The organism is Sandaracinobacter sp. (assembly GCF_041909755.1).
GTDB lineage: Bacteria > Pseudomonadota > Alphaproteobacteria > Sphingomonadales > Sphingomonadaceae > Sandaracinobacteroides.
Genome location: NZ_JAYRCW010000055.1, coordinates 1 through 18,078 on the forward strand (window position 1 = coordinate 1; position 18,078 = coordinate 18,078).

An 18,078-nucleotide genomic window follows, 5' to 3' on the forward strand; every position below is an offset into this window, starting at 1 on the left:
CCAGCCGGGGCTGCCAGGCGGCGAACACGGGGGCCAGCCGCATCAGCAGCGCGGCCAGCAACTGGGCGGGGGCGGCGCCGGCGAGATGAACGCCAAGATCGATATCCGCGACGAGGCCCAGTTCCCGCAGCATCTGCGGGGCGAGATCGGGGTGCTGCCCCGTCATCACGAGGAGGACGCGTTGCCCACGCGCGCGAAGTGCCGCGATGACGGGCGCCATCTTCACGACTTCCGGCCTGGTTCCGCACACCGCGAGCAGCGGTGGAGTCACGTCCATAGGTTCGGCCCCCAGACAGGGACGCAAACGCCGCTCCCCGCCAAAAAACCGACCCTGCCACCTGCGTAACAACGGTTCGGGCGCTGTTCCACCGCTTTCTGGGCAGCGGACATGTCAAAATCGGTTAACTCCGCTCGTCGAATTGTTGATGCGAATCTCTTGCAACTTATCGCCATACTGCATATCAGTCGCAACAGCGGGCCGCCCCGGCCCCGGATGGACCAGCGCCCGATGATCGTCTGCTCGTGCAATGCCCTTCGTGAATCCCAGGTGCGCGAAGTCGCGCGCGGCGGCGTCCGGTGCGAGCGCGAGGCATATCAGCGGCTCGGCTGCCGCCCGCAGTGCGGCCAGTGCCTGCCTTTTGCCCGCCAGCTGGTTCGGGAGGAAGCAGGCCGCGTTCCGGCCTGAGGGCCACCCGTCAGGCGTGACTTCCCCTTATCGCAGCGCCTTGCGCGCCGCTTCTGCATCCATCGCGATCTGCGCCTTCAGTGCCTCCAGCCCGTCGAGCTTCAGCTCCGGCCGGAGCCATTGCACCAGCTCCACCTCGATCCGGCGGCCATAGAGATCGCCGGACCAGTCAAGGATCCAGGTTTCCAGCAGCTCCTTCGGCGGATCGAACATCGGGCGGACGCCAAGGTTCGCCACCCCGTTCGCGATGGCGCCACCCGGCAGATGCACGCGCACCGCATAGACACCGTAGCGCGGCCGGACATAGCCACCCAGTTCGACATTCGCCGTGGGGACACCGATGGTGCGCCCGCGCTTGTCGCCATGGATCACCTCCCCCTCGATCGCGAAGGGGCGGGTCAGCAGCCGGGTCGCTTCCGCCATGTCGCCATCGGCCAGCGCAGCGCGGATGCGGGTGGAGGAAACCGTTTCATCCGACGCCGTGACAGGTGTCAGCGCCTCTGCCGTGAAGCCATGCTGCCGGCCCAGCGCCGCCAGTGTGGCGGCATCGCCGGACCGGCCCTTGCCGAAGGTGAAGTCCTCGCCCGTGACGACATGGCGGATGCCCAGCCTGCCGGCGAGCCATTGCGCCGCAAATTCGTCCGCCGTCAGCCCGGCAAGCGCAGCGTCGAACGGGATCACCACCGCGCCGTCCACGCCCAGCGATTCGAAATGGCGCAGCTTCTGATCCAGCGTGGTCAGCGCAAATGGCGGCGTATCGGGCCGGAAGTGGCGCGAAGGGTGCGGATCGAAGGTGGCGACTAGGGCAGGCCCGCCAATGGCCCGCGCCCGCGCGATCGCCGCGCCGATCACGGCCTGATGCCCCTTGTGCACGCCATCGAAGTTGCCCAGCGCCAGCGCGCCGCCCTTCAGATCGGCGGGCGCTTCGCCCTGCCCTTCCAGTCGCTTCATGGCATGTCCGTTAGCGCGGCGCGGCCGGTACGGCCAGAGGGGGACGGCCGCCAGCGATCAAAGGGTCAACGCCGCACATAGGTGAGGAAGCTGTGCGCGGGGGCGTCGCCATCCGCCGCATGATCCTCCCGCGCGGCTTCGCGCCAGTCGGCCGGATCCGGATCGGGAAACCAGGTATCGCCGTCGGGCGAGACATGGATCCGCGTCAGCTCGATGCGGGTCGCGATCGGGCGGGCAAGCGCATAGATTTCCGCGCCGCCGATCACCATCAGCTCGTCTGCCCGCGCGCGCGGATCGAGCCCGGCTGCGGCAATCGCTTCGGCAAGGTTCGGCGCCAGCGTGGCGCCGGGCGCCCGCCAGCGCGGATCGCGGGTCAGCACGATATTGTGCCGGCCCGGCAACGGCTTGCCGATGGATTCGAAGGTCTTCCGGCCCATGATCACCGGCTTGCCCGTCGTGATCCGCTTGAAGCGGCGCAGGTCGGCCGGCAGGTGCCAGGGCATGGCGCCGTCCTTGCCGATCACGCCATTGTCCGCCGCCGCCACGACCAGCACGATTTCCGGCCGCATCAGCCCTGCTCCGGCGGGTGCCGCTTCAGCGCCAGCATCAGCGTGGTCAGGAAAGCGATATAGAGCGTGCCGAAGGCGGCCGACGCCCCGGCGTTCAGCATCTCGAACAGCCAGCGGCCGATTCCCCAGCCCTGAGCCGCCGTGCCCGCCGCCAGCGTGGAGATGACGCCCAGCGCCGCCCCAAGCCCCAGGATCCCCAGCGAAAGCAGCATGAAGCCGGTGATCAGCACCGCGATCATCCCGAACAGGCGAAGCGCCCGGCCCGAGGTGAGCGCCCAGCTGGCCCTCAGCGCGTCGATCGGATCCGGGTGGGCCGTCGCCACCAGGGGGATCACCAGCGACAGCCGGGTGAGAATCCAGAGGCCGGGAAGGATGAACAGGAACAGCCCAAGGCCCGTCGCGATGCCCTGGATCAGGAACAGCGCGAGCGCGGCCGGAAACAGGCGCAGCGCTGCGCCAAGATCGCGGGACAGCGGCTGCCCCCCGGTGCCGTCGCGCGCGATCAGCCGGGCGATCATGATCTGCGCCAGCAGGGTTCCCGCCAGCACCAGAAGAACGGCGACACTGTCCATCGCGACATGCTCGCCGCGAAACAACTGGTCGGGCGTGCGATCATTCACCTGCCGCGCGAACAGCAGCTGCGGCAGGAACAGGAAGGCGGCCGCGATCGCCCACAGCATGTCGCCATGGCGGCGCACGCCCGCAACGGTTGCGGGCCAGATCTGGCCGAAGCTGATCGGATCCAAGCTGGGGCGCTTTACCGGATCAACCGGCCTTCACGCCGCTGTCGGCCATCAGGGCCTGCAGTTCGCCCGCCTCGAACATCTCCATCATGATGTCGGAGCCGCCCACGAATTCGCCCTTCACATACAGCTGCGGGATCGTCGGCCAGTCGGAATAATCCTTGATGCCCTGCCGGATTTCCATGTCCTGCAGCACGTCCACCGAATGGAAGGCGACATCCAGATGTTCCAGGATGGCGATCGCCCGGCTGGAAAAGCCGCATTGCGGGAACAGGGGCGTGCCCTTCATGAACAGCACAACATCATGGCCGTTCACGATGGCATCGATGCGGTCGTTGACTGCGGTCATCTCTTGGTCTCCTCGGCGGCTCAGGCCGGTGTGGAAGTCGTCAGCTGAAGGGCGTGCAGAACGCCCCCCATCCGGCCGCCCAGCGCGGCATAGACCATCTGGTGCTGCTTCACCCGGCTGAGGCCGGCGAAGCTTTGCGAGGTGACATGGGCGGCCCAATGGTCATCGTCGCCGGCCAGGTCCGTCAACCGGATGTCCGCATCCGGAATCGCCGCCCGGATGGCGGCCTCGATCTCGTGGCCGGGCATCGGCATGGCGGGTCAGGCCTTCTCGATCTGCTCGCGCGCTTCGGCCGCCTTGCGGGCCAGCATCTCGCGCACTTCGATGTCGCTGGTTTCCACGCCGCCTTTCAGCAGGTCGCCGATCAGCTTGCGGATCACATCCTCGTCGCCGGTTTCCTCGAAATCGGCCTGCACCACCGATTTCGCATAGGATTCGGCCTCTGCATCGGTCAGGCCCAGGCGTTCCGCGGCCCACAGGCCCATCAGCCGGTTGCGACGAGCGGTGATGCGAAACTCCATTTCCGCTTCATGCGCGAACTTGTTTTCGAACGCCCTCTCGCGATCGTCGAACGTGGTCATGCCTGCTCCCAGCAGTTGTAGCGCCCCGCCCCGGGGGCTGGTTCCGCGCCCGAGATAGGCGGCATCCGGGCGCAGTTCAACCAAAGGGTTGCAGGCGGCCCGCATAGCTGCAACCCTTTGCGGACCAGCAACGGAAAAGTGGAGGAATCTCATGGCGCTGACCTTCGAACTCTACAAGGACAAGGCCGGTGAGCATCGCTGGCGGCTGAAGCACAGCAACGGCAATGTGCTGGCCACCTCGTCCGAAGGCTATTCCTCGAAGGCCGCCGCGCTGAAGGGAATCGAGAATGTGAAGGCGAGCGCGGACGCTCCCGTCGTGGAAGTCTGACGCGGGTCAGCCGATCCTGGGCGGCGCCTTCGCGCTGCCCAGTTGCGCGGCAAGGTCTTCCAGCGCGGATCGCAGCCCCTCATCCCTGACGCCGGACAGGTTGACGGCCGGCGCCGCCGCCACCGGTAGCGGGGCCGCCTGCGGGCGCTCGGCGGGTTTCGGAACCTCGCCCTGAACCAGTTTCAACCTCGCGACTGCATTTGCGCCCAGGATGCGGTTCGCCCTGTCGATGATCTGCGGCGCGACATGCTGCAGCTGAAGCGAAAACGGCCCTTCCACCCGGATAGTCAACACCCCGCCCGTCGTTTGCCCGCGCGGAATGCGCAGCGATTCGGGGATGGACCAGCGCGCATAGACCGGCCCCACCACATCCTTCCACCGCGCCAGCAGCGCCCCCTGCACGAACCCGAAGCGCCGGAACGCCGTGCCGCCCACGTCGGGCAGCAGCGAGCCGACGTCTCTCACCCCGTTCCGGCGGGGCGCGGGTTCCTGACCCTTCCTATCCTTGGGAGGCTTCGCCATCGCCCCGCCCTGTGCCAGAGAGCGGGCATGGCCGTCGACCAGCAAATCATCTCCGCAAAGCTGCTGGACTGGTATGACCGGCATGCCCGAAGCCTTCCCTGGCGGGTGCCGCCCGCGGATCGGCGGCGGCCCGATCCCTATCCTGTGTGGCTGTCCGAGATCATGCTTCAGCAGACGACCGTTGCCGCCGTCGGCCCCTATTTCGCGCGCTTCCTTGCCCTTTGGCCGACCGTGGATGCGCTGGCGGCAGCGGACGACGCCGACCTGATGCGGGAATGGGCAGGCCTTGGCTATTATGCCCGCGCCCGCAACCTGCTGGCTGCCGCCCGCGTTGTCGCCGCCAATGGCGGCTTCCCCGAAACCGAAGCTGGGCTTCGCGGCCTGCCCGGCGTTGGCCCCTACACGGCCGCCGCAATCGCGGCCATTGCCTTCGGAGAGCCGACCGTGGTGATCGACGGCAATATCGAACGCGTCACCAGCCGCCTGTTCGCCCTGCCGGACGTGCTGCCGGCCGGGCGGCCCCGGCTGGCCGCCGCGCTCGCGCCGCTGGTGTCGCCTGACCGGCCCGGCGATTTCGCGCAGGCGATGATGGACCTGGGGGCGACGATCTGCACCCCGCGAAAGCCGCTGTGCGCCGCCTGCCCCCTTGCGGCGGCCTGCGCGGCAGGGCTCGCCGGAACGGCGGAAGCCTTCCCCGTGAAGGCGCCGCGCAGGCCGCGCCCGCTGAAGCATGGCACCGTCTGGTGGATCGAACATGGCGGTCAGGTGGCGCTGGTGCGCCGCCCGGCGAAGGGCCTGCTGGGCGGAATGCTGGCCCTGCCCGGTACGGACTGGGGCGCGGCGCAGGATCACGCCCTTCCCTTCCCGTCGGACTGGCGGCTTCTGACTGAAGGCGTCCGGCACGGCTTCACCCATTTCGAACTGGAGCTGAAGGTGGCGTCGACGGCGCTTGCTGACCGCCGCCAGCTGCCGCCCGGCATCGACCCCGTCTGGACCGGCCGCGCGGATGTCGCCGCCGCCGGCCTTCCCACCCTGTTCTCGCGCGCCGCAGCACTGGCGCTCGCGCATCTGCCGCTACTGGAGGGCGCATGACATTTACCGGACATCTTGGCTTCACCGGCGCACCGCTGGACCGGGCCGACAATCTGCGCCGCGACGAGGCGGCGATCCAGGCGCTGCGGATGGACCCGACCGCCCGTTTCCTGATCCTGGAAGAGCTGAAGCCGCTGATGGCGGAAGGGGGCAAGGATCTCTACTGGGCGCGGCGCAGCGAGGTGCCGAGGGGCACGACCATCTTCCTGGGGCTGACGCCCGAGGGCGACCCGCGATTCGCCGTGGACGGCAAGGCGGACGACGACATTCCGGGCACCGCCACCGATGCGCGGGTGGCGGGAACCGTGCTGGGCGATGCGCGGGCGGCGATCGTCGCGCAGGCCCGGTCCATGCTGGACTGGCATCGCCGCCATGGCTTCTGTGCGAACTGCGGCGCGCCGACCGAAATCCAGAAAGCCGGATACAGCCGCCTGTGCGGCGGATGCGGGGCGGAACATTTCCCGCGCGTCGACCCGGTGGTGATCATGCTGGCCGAACGCGAGGGGAAGGCGCTCGTCGGCCGGGGGCCACGCTTCCCGGCGGGCTTCTTCTCGGCACTGGCTGGGTTCGTGGAGCCGGGCGAATCGCTGGAAGAGGCCGTCGCGCGGGAGCTGTTCGAAGAGGCGGGCGTGCGCGCCCACGGCGTGCGCCTGGGGGCGAGCCAGCCCTGGCCCTTCCCCTCCAGCCTGATGATGGGGGCCTTCGCCGCCGCCGACTCCTTCGATCTGAAGCTCGATGAAAGCGAGATTTCAGAGGCCCGCTGGGTCACTCGGGACGAGGTGCGCGCCGCCCTCAATGGGCAGGCGGACTGGAATGCCCCGCCTCCGCTGGCGATCGCGCACTGGCTTCTGGCGACCTGGGCGGGCGTGGAGGGCTGATCGGCCGCTCGCCGCCGTCCACCAGTTCCACCCGGGCGCCGTTGCGATCCAGCATGCGGTGCGTGTCTTCGGCGGACATCGGCCTGCCGAAATGCCAGCCCTGCATCTGGTTGCAGCCCAGCCGCCGCATCGATTCGAAGTCGGTTCGCGTTTCCGTGCCTTCCGCCGTCGTTTCCATCCCCAACCTGTCCGCAAGGGCGACGATGGCCTGCACGATGGCGACGGCCTCGCTTCCGCCCCGCGCGCTGGCCTGAACGAAGCTGCGATCGATCTTGATCCTGTCGAACGGGATCTTCTGCAGATAGCCGAGCGAGGAATAGCCGGTGCCGAAATCATCGAGCGCAAAGCTGACGCCCAGCGATCGCAGATCGGCAAGCATCGCCGCCGTCTGCGCGCGCTCGTCCAGGAACAGGCTTTCCGTCAGCTCCAGCTCCAGCCGCTCCGGCGCGACATTGGCGCGGGCCAGCGCCTGACGCACCGTTTCAACAAGGCGGGGATCATCGAACTGCAGGGGCGACAGGTTCACGGCCAGCCGGATGTTGCGCGGCCAGCCGGCCGCCACCCGCGCAGCTTCCTGCAGCACCCAGGCGCCGATCCGGCCGATCTGCCCGGTTTCTTCGGCGATTGGAATGAACACTGCGGGCGAGATTTCACCCCGCACCGGGTGCCGCCAGCGCAGCAGCGCCTCGAACCCGACGATCCGTTCGTCCATCGCGTTGACGACCGGCTGGAACATCAGCCGCAGCTGGTTCTGTTCGATCGCGGACCGCAGGTCGAACTCCAGCTCGCGCCGGTCTTCCGCGCGCTGGTGCATCGCCCGGTCATAGGGCCTCACCTGGCCGCGCCCCCGCGCCTTCGCGTCATAAAGGGCAAGGTCTGCCGCGCGCATCAGCGCCTCCACCGTCGCCCCGTCGTCCGGCCCGATGGCAAGCCCGATGCTGGCGCCGATGGTCGCCCGGCTGGTTTCCAGGTCATAGGGCCGCGAGAGGCGGGCAATCAGCTGCTCGCCCAGCCGGACGGCTTCGCCCAGATCGGCGTTGCGCAGCACCACGGCAAATTCGTCGCCGCCGAGCCGCCCGGCCACCGCGCCTGCGGCTGTCCCCCCAGTCGTTGCCCCCACTGCCGACGCGCCGACCCCCTCGCGGATTCGGGCCGCCACCTCGCCCAGCAGCCGGTCGCCCGTGCCATGCCCAAGGCTATCGTTCACGGCCTTGAACCTGTCCAGGTCGACGAACAGCAGCGCCACCTTTCCCGCCCGCAGTCCTTCGGCCAGCGCCTGGTGCACGATCCGCCGGTTCACCAGCCCCGTCAGCGCATCGAATGTCGCCAGTTCCTTGATCCGCTGCGACGCGCGCTGCCGATCCGTCACGTCTGAGCCGACACCGCGATAGCCCAGAAACTCGCCCTTGTGGCCGAACTTCGGCGTGCCGGAAAGCGACCACCAGCGCCGCTCGCCGCCGATCTCGACCGGCAACAGGTGGTCGCGGAAGGGCTGGCCCTTCGCCACGATCTCGAACAGCGGCTTCGCATCCTCCCTATCTGCCAGCGCATCGAGCCAGAGGCTGCCGATGACCGATTCGACCGGCGTGCCGGTGACGTCCGCGAAGCGGGAGGACACGAAGGTGACCCGGCCGTCGCGGTTGATCTCGAACAGCCATTCCGAGCCGTTGGTGTCATATTCGTTCAGCAGCAGCCGCACGACTTCTTCCTGCGCGACGAACTGCTGCTCCGCTCTCAGCCGCGACAGCAGCGCGAAGGTGGATTGCAGGTTTCCGCGCACGAGCATGCCGATGAAGCCCAGCAACAGCGCCACCGCCATCCAAAGGTCGGTCCAGCCGATGCGGAACAGCCCATGGGCGACCCCCAGCACGACAGGCACGCACAGCATCAGCGCGCCCAGCGGAAACACCGCCGTGGTGATCGCCATGGCGCCGATCGACGCCATCGCCAGCGCCACCACCAGCATCATGTCCGCCGGGGACGCCAGCGGCAGGATATCCGCGAACAGCAGGCCCCAGGCGCAGCCGCTGACCGCCATTTCGCCCAGCAGGCGGCGCATGTAGGCGCGGGTGGCGCGCGCGCCCCCGCCGTGCAGCCGGCGCGAGGTGCGCCGGAACAGCCATTGCGTCGACAGCAGGCCCTGCGCGAACAGCCATGCGGCGAACACCGCCGGGCTGGCGATCGGGGCAAAGGCCAGAACCACGATCGCGCTGTAGAAGATCATCACCGGCGCCAGCACCGGCAGATACCGCACCACATAGCCCAGCTGGTTGCGCCTGACCCGCCGCCAGAACGGATCCTCTTCCGGCCCCAGCCGCAGCAGATCGCGCCAGCCGAACCGGGCGCGGTCGGCAGCCGGCGGCTTGAACATGATGGTCATTGGGCGTCCCGCCCGAATTGTCCCGTCGACATGATGGCTCCCGTCGCGCAGACCCTGTCGGCCTGAACGGCAGCCTTCGCAGCGGCTTAAGGCGCCCGGCCTTGGATCAGGGCGCGGCGACCTCCGGCGGCACCATCGGATAGCTGCCCAGCAGGCGCACCCATTTCGAATGGAAGGCCAGTTCCTCCAGCGCGCGGGCGACATGGGCGTCTTGCGGTCGCCCCTCGATGTCGATCAGGAATTCCGCCGCGGTGAAGGCCCCGCCGCGCAGATGGCTTTCCAGACGCGTCAGGTTGATACCGTTGGTGGCGAACCCGCCCAGCGCCTTGAACAGCGCGGCCGGCACGTTCTTCACTTCAAAGGCCAGCGTCGTCTTCACCGGCCCCTCCACCCGGCCAAGGTCGCGCGGGGTTCGCGCCAGCAGCAGGAAGCGGGTGCGGTTGTGATCGGCATCCTGAAGGCCTTCCACCAGCAGGCTGTTGCCATACAGTTCGCCCGCCAGCCGCGACGCGATGGCGGCGACGGAGGGGTCGCCTTCTCCACCGACTGCGGCGGCCGCTGCCGCCGTGTCCGCGAAGCTGGTGGGCCTCACCCCCAGGGCGCGCAGCCGCTTGCGGCACTGGCCCAGCGCCTGCGGGTGCGAGATCGCCTCGCGCACCTCTGCCAGAGAGGCGCCGGGCGCCCCCAGCAGGCAATGTTCCACCTTCACATAATGTTCGCCGGTCACGAACAGGCCGGATTCGGGCAGCAGGAAATGCACGTCCGCCACCCGCCCGTGCAGGCTGTTCTCCACCGGAATCACGGCAAGCGCCGCCAGCCCGTCCTGCACGGCGGCCAGCGCATCCTCGAAACTGAAGCAGGGCAGCGGCAGACCTTCGGGCGCGACTTCGCGGACCGCCTGGTGCGAATAGGCCCCCGGCGCGCCCTGGAACGCGACGGCGCGGGCGGGTTCGGCTGCGGCGCGGGCACGCATCTCGTCGACGAGATGCTGGGCGAGGGGCGGATAGCTTTGCATCAGCGGCGCTTGCCCGTGCTTCCCCCTTTCCGTCAACCACGGGCCATCAACGCTGCGCCCGGACCTGCGGCAATTGGCGGGGGCATGCGGCCATTGCAAAGGTTCCCGGCTGTTTCTATGAGGCGCGGCGGAAGGTGGTGCCGCCCGGCGCCGACCGCATGACGCACGCTTCGGAGAGCAGGACAGGTGGACAGCTACGAGTGGAACAAGATTGCCGGCTGGGTGCTGGCGGCCGCCATTTCCGTTCTGGGCCTGTCGATCGTGACCGGCTATTTGTTCCCCACGCACGGGCCGGAAAAGCCCGCCTTCGTGGTGGAAGGCGTGGAAGCCGAAGGTGAAGCCGGCGGCGGCGCGGCTGCGGCCGACAAGCCGATCGAATTCTATCTGGCATCGGCGGATGCGGCGAAGGGCGAAGCGCAGTTCAAGAAGTGCGCGTCCTGCCACACGATCAACAAGGGCGGCGCGGCGGGAATCGGCCCCAACCTCTATGGCATCGTTGGCGCGGCCCACGCCCATTCCGGCGGCTTCGGCTACTCCGATGCGATGAAGGCCGTATCCGGCAAGACATGGGACTGGAAGGCCCTGTCGGAATGGATCGCCAACCCGAAGAAGGCCATGCCGGGCAACAAGATGAGCTTCGCGGGCATCAGCAAGCCCGAAGACCGGGCCAACCTGATCGCCTTCCTGAACAGCAAGAGCGACAGCCCGCTGCCCGCCCCCGCCGTTCCGGCGGAAGAAGCAGCGCCTGCGGCAGACGCCGTGGCTGCGCCGGCCGACGCCGCTGCGGCCCCCGCAGCGGGTGCTCCTGCCGCGCCCGCCGCCGCACCGGCTGCCCCCGCCAAGGCCTGATCCAGACCTGGCCGAGGCCTGAGGCCGCGCGAAGCGGCCTCTTTCCTCCGTGCCGAAGCGCGTTACTGTGCGGCCGATGTTCCGGTTGCGCCTGCTTGCCGCCATTGCGGTTTCCAGCCTTGTGGTCGCCTGCTCGTCAGGCGGAAGCCCGGGCGGCAACGCGGGGGGTGGAGCCCCCCCTGCCCCGACGCCGACACCAACGCCCACGCCGCCCTCATCCGGCTGCACCTTGCGGGAGCGGCAGGACTGGGCCGCCGCGCAGCTGGGCGAATGGTATCTGTTTCCCGAAACGCTGCCCGCCGCGCCCAACCCCGCGCCCTATTCCAGCGTGTCGGACTATGTCGATGCGCTGACGGCGACTGCAAGGTCGCAGAACCGGGATCGCTATTTCACCCATGTCGCCTCCATCGCGGAGGAGAATGCCTATTACGACACCGGTGCGACGGCGGGCTTCGGCATCCGCCTGAAGGTGGATTCGGCCCAGGGGCGCGTCGTCGTCACGGACGTGTATGAAGGCTCGCCCGCCGGCGCCACCCAGCTGGCGCGCGGCTCCCTGATCGAGGCGGTCGGCACCAGCGCCACGAACCTGAGGCTCGTTTCCGATATCCTCCGCAACGAGGGCGAAGAAGGCCTTTACGCGGCGCTCGGCCCCTCCGAAGCAGGCGTCACGCGGGTGCTGCGCTATACTTGGGCGCCAAGGCTCGGGCTGATCCAGGAAACCGCGTCGATCACCAAGGCCAGCTACGCGATCCCGCCGGTCTCCCCGAAGTTCGGCGTTTCGATCCTCTATCCGGATTCGGATGATCCGATCGGCTATCTGAACCTGCGCACCTTCATCAGCACGGCCGAGCCGGAACTGAAGCGCGCCTTCGCACAGTTCCGCGCAAAGGGCGTGCGACGGGTGGTGGTGGACCTGCGCTACAACGGCGGGGGGCTGGTGCGCGTGGCGGAACTGCTGGCGGACCTGCTGGGCGGCAACCGCGCCGGCGGCGATGTCCTCAGCTACACCAGCTTCCGCCCGTCAAAGGCAGCCTATGACGAAACCCGGCGCTTCCAGCCGCAGCCCGAATCCATCGCGCCGATGCGCGTCGCCTTCATCGTCACGGGGGCCAGCGCCTCGGCCAGCGAACTGGTCATCAACGCGATGACCCCCTGGCTGCGCGAAAACAGCGCCATCATCGGCTCCAACACCTATGGCAAGCCGGTGGGGCAGATCGCGGTGGACCGCGCCGCCTGCGACGACAGGCTGCGCATCGTCGCCTTCGCGACGCAGAATGCGGACCGGCAGGGCGACTATTACAACGGGCTGGCGGGAAAGACCGGCGCAAGCTGCGCGGCGATCGACGACATCAACACCGACATGGGCGAGCAGGGCGAAGCCTCCATGCAGGCCGCGCTCTGGTTCCTGAACGGCCAGAGCTGCCCGGCGATGCAGGGCCTGTCGCGCGCGATGTCGGCCGCTGCGCCCCGCACGCCGCTGCCCCGCGAAACAACGGCGCAGCGGGAAATACCGGGCGTCTTCTAGGCCGCCTGCGCCGTCTCGGCCGCGTGGCGGCAGACGAAATCCCAGGCGTCCTCGGCGGTTTCCATGAAGTGGAACAGCTCCAGGTCGCGCGGGGAAATCACGCCTTCATCTGCAAGCGCCTGGAAGTTCACGATATTTTCCCAAAACTCCCGCCCGAACAGCAGGATGGGGATTCGCGCCATCTTGCCGGTCTGCACCAGCGTCAGCAGCTCGAACAGCTCGTCGAAGGTGCCGAATCCGCCGGGAAACACCGCAACCGCGCGCGCCCGCATCAGGAAGTGCATCTTCCTGAGTGCGAAATAGTGGAACTGGAAGCTGAGGCCCGGCGTGACGAACGCATTGGGCAATTGTTCGTGCGGCAGGATGATGTTGAGCCCGACCGAGATGCTTCCCGCTTCGTGCGCGCCCCGGTTGGCGGCCTCCATGATGGAGGGGCCGCCACCCGAACAGACCACATAGTCGCGCGGGCCGCCGATGTTGCAGTCCCGGCAGGAGGCGAGATAGGCAAGCTTGCGCGCTTCCTCATAATAGCGGGACTTTGCCACCAGCCGCTCGACGACGGCCTTGCGCTCGGGCGTGTCCGCGCCGGCCCGCAGATCCTCCACCTCTTCCGGCGACGGGATCCGCGCGGAGCCGTAAAAGACGAAGGTGGAGGCAATCCCGGCTTCGGTCAGCAGCAGCTCCGGCTTCATCAGCTCCAGCTGGAAGCGCACCGGGCGAAGCTCCTCGCGCAGCAGGAAGTCGTCGTCCTGAAAGGCCAGGCGATAGGCAGGATGTTCCGTCTGCGCCGTGGGGGTGGGGTTTGCCGCGAAATCCGCTTCGCGGGACGCCGGCTTGAACGGCGTGTGCATCGCTTCTTTTTTCATTGCCTCCCAACATAGTCGGACAAGCGGAGGATTTCCACACCCTGCACCCGTGCTGCCGCCGCCGATTGACGCCTGCGTGCTGCTCTGCGAGCATTCTTCCGGGCATTCTGGGGGGGTAGGCATGCCGTATCGCAATCTGCCGTATGTCGTGGGCTTCCTGATCGTGCTCGCGCTGGTCGCATTCTGGCCGGGATATGTCAGTCAGATCGGCACGTCGTCGTGGCTGGCTCACCTGCACGGCATCACGGCCACGCTGTGGATGATGGCAGTCGGGTTTCAGGCCTGGTCGATGAACGCCAAACGCCGCGATGTGCACCGCGCGGGCGGCTTGGCGACACTTGCGATGTTCCCGCTCTTCATGGCTGGGGCCGGCGCCGTCACCTACTCGATGGCCGCGGCCACCGCGTCCGGCAATGCCTTCTATCAGCTGTGGGGATCGAAGCTCGGGATCATCGACGCACTGTCGGCCGTCGCCATCCTGTGGCTCGTGCATATCGCGCTGGCGGAGCGCCGCAACATGGCCATGCATGCCAATGCGATGGTGGCGACGCTGCTGTTCGTCATCATGCCGATCTTTTCGCGCCTGCTGAACCATCTCATGCCCGGGCTCAGGATCGACGGCCCGGCCGATTTCCCCCTGTTCGGGATCAGCCTGCAACTGTCGCAGCTGATGGGATTTCTTGCCGCCTTGTGGCTGGCCCGCCGCGCCGGACGGAACCGGCGCCCCTTCCTGATCGTGGCCGGCATGATCATCGTGCAGAGCCTGCTGTTCGAAACCTTCGCAGCCACCAGCACCTGGACGTCCTTTCACCGGTCGATTGCGACCCTGTCGCCGGGGCCGATCCTTGCCCTCCACGCGCTGCTGGGCGCGCTGGTCGTCTGGCATGGCTGGCAGGCCGGCGCGCGCCCACGACGCGCCGCGGCGAGCAGCCATTCGGAATGATGCGCGCCGCTTTTTCTTGACCTCCGGCGCTTCCTCTCTATGAGCGGCGGCGGGCCACGCCGCCCCAACGCGGCGCGCGCTCTCTGAGAGGAGAGAATATGACTGTGAAACCTGACGTGCGCCCCGCACGCGCGCATTTTTCGTCCGGACCCTGTGCCAAGAGGCCGGGTTACGACCTTTCCAAGCTCCCCACCGACAGCCTTGGCCGCTCGCACCGCGCCAGGATCGGCAAGACGCGCCTGAAGGATGCGATCGATCGCACCCGCGCGATCCTGGGGGTGCCGGATGATTACCGCATCGGCATCGTCCCCGCCTCTGACACCGGCGCCTATGAAATGGCGATGTGGAGCCTGCTGGGCGCAAGGCCCGTCACCGCGATCGCCTGGGAAAGCTTTGGCGAAGGCTGGGTGACGGATGCGGTGAAGCAGCTGAAGCTGAACCCCACCGTGATCAAGGCCGATTACGGCGTTCTGCCGGACCTGTCCGCCATTGATCAGGCGTCTGACATTCTCTTCACCTGGAACGGCACCACGTCAGGCGTGCGCGTTCCCGGCGCGGACTGGATTTCGGATGGCCGCGAAGGCCTGACGCTGTGCGACGCGACCAGCGCCGCCTTCGCGCAGGACCTGCCGTTCGCGAAACTCGATGTGGTGACCTTCAGCTGGCAGAAGGTGCTGGGCGGCGAAGGCGCGCACGGTATCCTGATCCTTTCGCCGCGCGCCGTCGCCCGGCTGGAAAGCCATACCCCGGCCTGGCCGCTGCCCAAGATCTTCCGGCTGACGAAGGGTGGCAAGCTGATCGAAGGCATCTTCGAGGGCGAGACGATCAACACGCCCTCCATGCTGGCGGTGGAGGATTATCTGGATGCCCTTCGCTGGGCCGAATCCATCGGCGGCCGCCCTGCCCTGTTTGCCCGCGCAGACGCGAACGCCGCCGCGCTGAATGCCTGGGTGGATCGCACCCCCTGGGCCTCGAACCTCGCGGTCGATCCCGCCACGCGCTCCAACACCTCGGTCTGCATCCGGATCGACGGCCCGGCCGAGCTGCCGAAGGCGATGGCGTCCCTCCTCGAAAAGGAAGGCGTTGCGTTCGACATCAACGGCTATCGCGATGCCCCGCCCTCGCTTCGGATCTGGTGCGGCGCAACCGTCGACACCGCCGATATCGAAGCCCTGATTCCTTGGCTCGACTGGGCCTATGCCACCGCGAAGGAGGCCTGAGCGATGCCCAACACCAAAGCCCCCCGTGTCCTGATTTCCGACAAGATGTCCCCCAAGGCGGCCGAGATCTTCCGCGCCCGCGGGATCGAGGTGGACGAGAAACCCGGCCTGACCAAGGACGAGCTGATCGCCATCATCGGCGACTATGACGGCCTCGCCATCCGCTCGGCCACCAAGGCGACCGCGCCGATCCTCGATGCGGCGAAGAAGCTGAAGGTGATTGGCCGCGCCGGCATCGGCGTGGACAATGTGGACGTGCCCGCCGCCACCGCGCGCGGCATCGTGGTGATGAACACGCCCTTCGGGAACTCGATCACCACGGCCGAACATGCCATCGCTCTGATGTTCGCGCTCGCCCGCCAGCTGCCGGAGGCGGATGCCTCCACCCAGGCCGGCAAGTGGGAGAAGAACCGCTTCATGGGGGTGGAAGTCACCTCCAAGGTGCTGGGCCTGATCGGGTGCGGCAACATCGGCTCCATCGTGGCCGAACGCGGGCTGGGGCTGAAGATGAAGGTGATCGCCTTCGATCCCTTCCTCACCCCCGAACGCGCGCAGGACATCGGCGTGGAGAAGGTGACGCTGGACGAACTGCTGGCCAAGGCGGACTTCATCACGCTTCACACCCCGCTGACGGACAGCACGCGCAACATCCTGTCTGCCGAGAATCTCGCGAAGACGAAAAAGGGCGTGCGCATCATCAACTGCGCGCGGGGCGGCCTTGTGGACGAAGCCGCGCTGAAGGCCGGGCTCGACAGCGGGCATATCGCCGGCGCTGCACTGGACGTGTTCGTGGAGGAGCCGGCGACGGCGAGCCCGCTGTTCGGCACGCCCAACTTCATCTCCACCCCTCACCTCGGCGCCTCGACAGACGAAGCGCAGGTGAATGTGGCGATCCAGGTGGCCGAGCAGATGTCGGACTTCCTGCTGACGGGCGGCGTCACCAACGCGCTGAACATGCCCAGCCTTTCGGCCGAGGACGCGCCGAAGCTGAAGCCCTACATGGCGCTGGCGGAACATCTGGGCCACCTGATCGGCCAGCTGACGGGCGACGAGATTCGCGCCGTCACGGTGGAGGTCGAAGGCGCGGCCGCCCAGCTGAACATCAAGCCGATCACCGGCGCGGTGCTGGCCGGGCTGATGCGCACCTTCTCTGACACGGTGAACATGGTGAACGCCCCCACCATGGCGCGGGACCGCAACATCGAAGTCGCCGAAGTGCGCCATGAACGCGACACCGATTACCAGACGCTGGTGCGGGTGAAGGTGAAGTCGCCGGCCGGCGAACGTTCCGTCGCCGGCACACTGTTCGGGGCGGCGCAGCCGCGCCTCGTCGAGATCTTCGGCATCAAGGTGGAGGCGGATTTCGCGCCGCGCATGCTGTTCATCATCAACGAGGACAAGCCCGGCTTCATCGGCCGCCTGGGCACCCGGCTGGGCGAAGCGGGCGTGAACATCGGCACCTTCCACTTGGGCCGCCGCGATGCCGGGGCGGAAGCCATCCTGCTGCTGTCGGTGGATTCGGGCGTGGATGAGCCGACGCTGTGGGATATCTGCCGCCTGCCGGGCGTGAAGACGGTGAAGGCGCTGAAGTTCGGGTGAGCGACAGCCCCCCATATGCGGCCATGGGGCCGACGGCGGCGCTCCTGCCGTCGGGCTTCCGCGACCGGCTTCCGCCGGCGGCGGAAGCCGCGTCGGCGCTGACGCGCATCGTGGTGGATGGCTTTGCGGCGCGCGGCTACGCCCGCGTGTCGCCGCCGCTCGTCGAGCATGAGGCCTCGCTTGCGCGCTGGTTGGGCAAGCCGCTGGGCGGGGCGCTGTTCCGCACCTCCGATCCCGCCACCGGCGAGGGGCTGGCGCTGCGCCCGGACATCACCGGCCAGATCGCGCGGATCGCCGCCACCCGGCTTGCCGATGCGCCGCGCCCGCTGCGTCTCGCTTATGCGGGGCCGGTGCTGCGCGCCCGCGCCGGGCAGCTGGATCCGTCGCGGGAACTGACGCAGGCGGGCGCCGAACTGATCGGCAGCGACAGCGTGGCCGCGCTCGCCGAGCTGGTGACGACGGCACTGGAAGCACTTGCCGCTGCCGGCGTCAGCGACCTTTCGGTCGACCTGACCACGCCCGATCTGGTGCCCGAACTGGCAGGCGGCTCATGGCCGGTCGCCGATATCGACTCGCTGCTGGCCGCGCTGGACGGCAAGGACTGGGGCGCACTGGATGCGACTGATGCCCGGCCCTATCGCCAGCTGCTGGATCTCGCGGGCGACGCCGAAACCGCCCTGCCGCGCCTCGCGAAGATCGCCCCGGCGCTCGCCATCGAGCTGACAGCGCTGGTGCGCGCCCTGCCCGATGTGCGCGTCACGCTGGACCCGACAGAACGGCACGGCTTCGAATATCACAGCTGGGTTGGCTTTTCCCTGTTCGGCAGCGCCAATGGCAGGCCCTTCGCCACCGAGATCGGGCGGGGCGGCGCCTATCGCGTGCGCCACCCGGACGGCGGCGAGGAACGGGCAGCGGGCGTGTCGCTCTATGTGGACACGCTGGTCGATGCCGGGCTGGGCATCCTGCCGGGCAGGCGCCTGTTC

General features: G+C 68.2%; 19 protein-coding genes and 1 pseudogene. 9 read left to right on the forward strand and 11 right to left on the reverse strand.

All coding sequences use genetic code 11. The features are described 5' to 3' along the window. From ACE3O8_RS08690 to ACE3O8_RS08720, 7 genes and pseudogenes are all read right to left on the reverse strand, one after another. A pseudogene (locus tag ACE3O8_RS08690) lies at positions 1-277 on the reverse strand (UDP-N-acetylglucosamine 2-epimerase (non-hydrolyzing)); the annotation flags it as partial. Between the two features lie 435 nt (positions 278-712). Beyond that, positions 713-1,636, reverse strand: coding sequence for a bifunctional riboflavin kinase/FAD synthetase (locus ACE3O8_RS08695; protein WP_374388830.1), 924 nt, complete (start codon positions 1,634-1,636; stop codon positions 713-715). Positions 1,637-1,701: 65 nt separating this feature from the next. Next, a complete protein-coding gene (locus ACE3O8_RS08700; RefSeq protein ID WP_374388832.1) occupies positions 1,702-2,205 on the reverse strand; it encodes a dihydrofolate reductase in 504 nt (167 codons plus the stop codon). Further along, positions 2,205-2,951, reverse strand: a complete 747-nt coding sequence (locus ACE3O8_RS08705; protein ID WP_374388834.1) for a hypothetical protein — start codon at positions 2,949-2,951, stop codon at positions 2,205-2,207. Before ACE3O8_RS08705 ends, ACE3O8_RS08700 begins: the two co-directional genes overlap by 1 nt. 19 nt (positions 2,952-2,970) lie before the next feature. After that, the gene (gene grxD / locus ACE3O8_RS08710) at positions 2,971-3,297 is read right to left on the reverse strand and encodes a Grx4 family monothiol glutaredoxin (RefSeq protein ID WP_374388836.1); all 327 of its coding nucleotides are present in this window, start codon (positions 3,295-3,297) and stop codon (positions 2,971-2,973) included. A gap of 20 nt (positions 3,298-3,317) precedes the next feature. Next, entirely contained in the window at positions 3,318-3,551 is a 234-nt protein-coding gene (locus ACE3O8_RS08715; RefSeq protein WP_374388838.1) for a BolA/IbaG family iron-sulfur metabolism protein, read from the reverse strand. Between the two features lie 6 nt (positions 3,552-3,557). Beyond that, positions 3,558-3,878: a DUF1476 domain-containing protein gene (locus ACE3O8_RS08720; RefSeq protein WP_374388840.1), complete on the reverse strand. Its 321-nt coding sequence runs from the start codon at positions 3,876-3,878 to the stop codon at positions 3,558-3,560. Positions 3,879-4,029: 151 nt separating this feature from the next. Here ACE3O8_RS08720 and ACE3O8_RS08725 point away from each other — a divergent pair, with 151 nt between their 5' ends. After that, a complete protein-coding gene (locus ACE3O8_RS08725) occupies positions 4,030-4,206 on the forward strand; it encodes a YegP family protein (RefSeq protein ID WP_374388842.1) in 177 nt (58 codons plus the stop codon). Positions 4,207-4,212: 6 nt separating this feature from the next. On the opposite strand, the gene ACE3O8_RS08730 is transcribed toward ACE3O8_RS08725, so the two are convergent. Continuing rightward, a complete protein-coding gene (locus ACE3O8_RS08730) occupies positions 4,213-4,671 on the reverse strand; it encodes a DUF721 domain-containing protein (protein ID WP_374388844.1) in 459 nt (152 codons plus the stop codon). Between the two features lie 84 nt (positions 4,672-4,755). Between ACE3O8_RS08730 and ACE3O8_RS08735 the strand changes: the two genes are divergently transcribed. Both ACE3O8_RS08735 and nudC read left to right on the forward strand, forming a co-directional pair. Further along, complete coding sequence (locus ACE3O8_RS08735) at positions 4,756-5,820, forward strand: A/G-specific adenine glycosylase (RefSeq protein ID WP_374388846.1); 1,065 nt, start codon at positions 4,756-4,758, stop codon at positions 5,818-5,820. Beyond that, positions 5,817-6,698 (forward strand): NAD(+) diphosphatase, encoded by an 882-nt coding sequence (gene nudC / locus ACE3O8_RS08740; protein WP_374388848.1) that lies wholly within the window; start codon positions 5,817-5,819, stop codon positions 6,696-6,698. The genes ACE3O8_RS08735 and nudC overlap by 4 nt, the downstream gene beginning before the upstream one ends. Here the strand turns inward: nudC and ACE3O8_RS08745 are convergent. Continuing rightward, a complete protein-coding gene (locus ACE3O8_RS08745; protein ID WP_374388850.1) occupies positions 6,613-9,078 on the reverse strand; it encodes a putative bifunctional diguanylate cyclase/phosphodiesterase in 2,466 nt (821 codons plus the stop codon). The genes nudC and ACE3O8_RS08745 overlap by 86 nt on opposite strands. Positions 9,079-9,184: 106 nt before the next feature. Further along, entirely contained in the window at positions 9,185-10,093 is a 909-nt protein-coding gene (locus ACE3O8_RS08750) for a prephenate dehydratase (protein ID WP_374388852.1), read from the reverse strand. A gap of 186 nt (positions 10,094-10,279) precedes the next feature. On the opposite strand from ACE3O8_RS08750, the gene ACE3O8_RS08755 reads away from it, so the two are divergent. Together ACE3O8_RS08755 and ACE3O8_RS08760 are read left to right on the forward strand one after the other, a co-directional pair. Then, positions 10,280-10,942: a cytochrome c family protein gene (locus tag ACE3O8_RS08755; protein WP_374388854.1), complete on the forward strand. Its 663-nt coding sequence runs from the start codon at positions 10,280-10,282 to the stop codon at positions 10,940-10,942. Positions 10,943-11,018: 76 nt separating this feature from the next. Next, a complete protein-coding gene (locus ACE3O8_RS08760; RefSeq protein ID WP_374388855.1) occupies positions 11,019-12,467 on the forward strand; it encodes a S41 family peptidase in 1,449 nt (482 codons plus the stop codon). On the opposite strand, the gene ACE3O8_RS08765 is transcribed toward ACE3O8_RS08760, so the two are convergent. After that, complete coding sequence (locus tag ACE3O8_RS08765) at positions 12,464-13,318, reverse strand: LOG family protein (protein WP_374388857.1); 855 nt, start codon at positions 13,316-13,318, stop codon at positions 12,464-12,466. The two genes, ACE3O8_RS08760 and ACE3O8_RS08765, sit on opposite strands and share 4 nt — an antisense overlap. A gap of 64 nt (positions 13,319-13,382) precedes the next feature. Between ACE3O8_RS08765 and ACE3O8_RS08770 the strand changes: the two genes are divergently transcribed. The 4 genes from ACE3O8_RS08770 to ACE3O8_RS08785 all read left to right on the forward strand — a co-directional run. Next, a complete protein-coding gene (locus ACE3O8_RS08770; RefSeq protein WP_374388859.1) occupies positions 13,383-14,276 on the forward strand; it encodes a hypothetical protein in 894 nt (297 codons plus the stop codon). Positions 14,277-14,374: 98 nt separating this feature from the next. Beyond that, entirely contained in the window at positions 14,375-15,496 is a 1,122-nt protein-coding gene (locus ACE3O8_RS08775) for a phosphoserine transaminase (RefSeq protein WP_374388861.1), read from the forward strand. Between the two features lie 3 nt (positions 15,497-15,499). After that, positions 15,500-17,095 carry a phosphoglycerate dehydrogenase gene (serA, locus tag ACE3O8_RS08780; protein ID WP_374388863.1) on the forward strand — a complete coding sequence of 532 codons (1,596 nt, stop codon included), beginning with the start codon at positions 15,500-15,502 and terminating at the stop codon, positions 17,093-17,095. After that, positions 17,092-18,078 (forward strand): ATP phosphoribosyltransferase regulatory subunit (locus tag ACE3O8_RS08785; RefSeq protein ID WP_374388865.1); only part of this gene is annotated, 987 nt, incomplete at its 3' end. The genes serA and ACE3O8_RS08785, both read left to right, overlap by 4 nt.